Genomic DNA, 2972 nt, shown 5'->3' with positions numbered 1-2972 from the left:
TTTTCAAATTCCAAATTCCAATCGTTAACTTCAATGTTTAAGATTTTAGTCAATTTTTTAGAAGTAAAAGGTAAAAATGGCTCACATAATGTTGCTAAAACCGAAGCAATTTTCAAAGCCACATACATTTGAGTTTTCACTCGTTCTGGATCGGTTTTTACCATTTTCCATGGTTCTTCGTCGGCCAAATATTTGTTACCTAAACGAGCTACATTCATCATTTCACCTTGCGCTTCTCTAAATCTGTAACGCTCAATAGATGATGAAATTACCGCAGGATATGCTTTTAATTCGGCTAAAGTTTGATTATCAACATCACTAAATTCGTTTGGAGCTGGAACAATTCCGTCGTAATATTTGTTAGTCAAAACAACAACACGATTGATAAAATTCCCAAAAATTGATGCCAATTCGTTATTATTTCTTGCCTGAAAATCCTTCCAAGTAAAGTCGTTATCCTTAGTTTCTGGAGCATTCGATGTCAATGCATAACGCAAAGAATCTTGCTTATCTGGAAAATCTTGTAAATATTCGTGTAACCAAACTGCCCAGTTTTTAGAAGTTGAAAGTTTGTTTCCTTCCAAATTCAAAAATTCATTTGCCGGAACATTATCTGGTAAAATAAAACTTCCTTCAGCTTTCAACATCGCCGGAAAAATAATGCAATGAAAAACAATATTGTCTTTTCCAATAAAATGTACCAGTTTTGTATCGTCTTTTTTCCAGTAATCTTCCCAATTTTTTCCTTCTCTTGCAGCCCATTCTTTGGTTGCAGAAATGTATCCAATTGGTGCATCAAACCATACGTAAAGTTTCTTTCCTTCTGCGCCATCAACCGGAACGTCAATTCCCCAATCTAAATCTCTAGTTACTGCACGAGGTTTCAATCCGTCGTCCAACCACGATTTTACTTGTCCTAAAACATTCGTTTTCCAATCTTTTGCATGGTCAACTAAAATCCATTTCTGTAAAAAATCTTGGTATCTATCCAAAGGTAAAAACCAGTGTTTTGTAGATTTTAAAATCGGAGTTTCTCCAGTAATTGTCGATTTCGGATTAATTAAATCGGTCGCATTTAAAGTCGATCCACATTTTTCACATTGATCTCCATACGCTTCTTCGTTGCCACATTTCGGACATGTTCCAACCACAAATCGATCGGCCAAAAACTGATCGGCTTTGGCATCATACAATTGCTCCGTAACTTCTTCAATAAAATCGTTGTTATCATACAATTTTCTGAAAAATTCTTGCGCTGTATCGTGATGGATTTTAGACGATGTTCTAGAATAATTATCAAATGAAATTCCGAAATCTAGAAACGATTTTCTAATAATTCCGTCGTATTTATCAATCACTTCTTGCGGAGTAATGCCTTCTTTTTTGGCTTTCATTGAGATTGCAACGCCGTGTTCATCACTGCCACACATAAACGCAACATCTTTTCCTTGCAAACGCAAATAGCGCGCATAAATATCAGATGGAACATAAACACCAGCCAAATGCCCAATATGAATCGGACCATTTGTATAAGGCAACGCAGCAGTAATTGTATATCTTTTCGGATTTTCTAACATGGTAATTTTCGTATATAAGTTGCAAAAATAAGCAATAGATTTTTTATTTGAAGCTATTTCCAGCTATCCGTTGCAATCTTTTCTTTTTTAAAGGAAAAAAGAAAAGGATTTTCACTACTATCTGGGCTAGGGCAATCGTTTTCAAAAGAACTTTTTGATAAAACTTCAACAATATCTATATAAGAAACTAATAAAAAAGTTGACACGAAGTGCACGAATAAAAAATGCTTAATTAATTGCACCAATTCTAACCTTCTTTCAGCAGATTTAGTGAAATCTCAAAGTCAATCCAATTCGTGCAAATTCGTGCAATTCGTGTCGAAAAAACTTTTACATTTGCTACACAGATTAAAATCCTAAATGAAAAAATCTTTATTCTTTATTCTATTTTCTATATTCTCAACAAACATCCATTCTCAAAAAAAGATGATTACACCACCATATCTAAAAAAAGGCGACACCATTGCCATAGTTGCAACTGCTAGAAAAAACATCGACGACAATTTAAAACCAGCTATTTCTTGGTTGAAAAATTGGGGAATTGAAGTCGTAATTGGTTCTACAATTGGGTTGGATAACAACCAACTTGCAGGAACTGACGAACAACGAGCAGCCGATTTTCAGGCGCAATTAGACAATCCAAATATCAAAGCAATTTGGTGTGTTCGTGGCGGTTATGGAACAGTAAGAATGATTGATTTATTAGATTTTACAAAATTCAAACAATCACCTAAATGGATTGTAGGTTTTAGTGACGTCACCGTTTTGCACAGTCATTTAAATACTATGGGTTATCAATCTATTCACGGAATTATGCCTGTGAGTTCCAAAGCATCAGAAGAGGCGAAGGAAACTTTGCGAAAAGCATTATTTGGAGAACATTTGGAATACACTGTTCCATGCGAAAACATGAATAGATTTGGCACAGCAAAAGGCGAATTGGTTGGCGGAAATTTATCCATTTTATATAGTTTGTTTGGTTCACCATCGGCAATAGATTGCTCCGATAAAATTTTGTTTATAGAAGATTTAGACGAATATTTATATCATATCGACAGAATGATGATCAACTTAAAACGCAACGGTTGTCTAGAAAGTTTAAAGGGAATCATCGTTGGCGGAATGACAAAGATGAAAGACAACGACATCCCTTGGGGGAAAGATGCATTAGAAATTATTGATGATGTAACCAAAAAATACAACATTCCAGTAATTTATAATTTTCCAGCTGGTCACATGGCAGACAATCGCGCATTGATTTTTGGAAAACAAGTTTCAATGGAAGTTAATGATGTGGAAAGCAAAGTTATATTTATGGATTAAATTCCAATTAGAAAATTCCAAATTCCAATAATTAAGTATTGAAATTTGTGTTTTTTTGGAATTTGGAATTTA

General features: G+C 34.4%; 2 protein-coding genes. One reads left to right on the top strand and one right to left on the bottom strand.

Annotated features, from left to right (window positions below):
- A partial coding sequence (gene metG / locus DIU01_RS03135) for a methionine--tRNA ligase (protein WP_290831798.1) occupies window positions 1-1577 on the bottom strand: 1577 nt, incomplete at its 3' end.
- Window positions 1578-2003: 426 nt separating this feature from the next.
- On the opposite strand from metG, the gene DIU01_RS03130 reads away from it, so the two are divergent.
- Window positions 2004-2900: an LD-carboxypeptidase gene (locus tag DIU01_RS03130; protein WP_290831799.1), complete on the top strand. Its 897-nt coding sequence runs from the start codon at window positions 2004-2006 to the stop codon at window positions 2898-2900.
- The last annotated feature ends 72 nt before the right edge of the window (window positions 2901-2972 follow it).

It is taken from the genome of Flavobacterium sp., assembly GCF_003525665.1.
GTDB lineage: Bacteria > Bacteroidota > Bacteroidia > Flavobacteriales > Flavobacteriaceae > Flavobacterium.
Note: the sequence above shows the minus strand (reverse complement) of the source record. Positions and strands in the feature narration are given on the sequence as shown.

Bases quoted from the DNA above. Each gene is read 5' to 3' on its own strand.
- DIU01_RS03130 (WP_290831799.1), top strand. From the start codon at position 2,004: ATGATTACACCACCATATCTAAAAAAAGGCGACACCATTGCCATAGTT.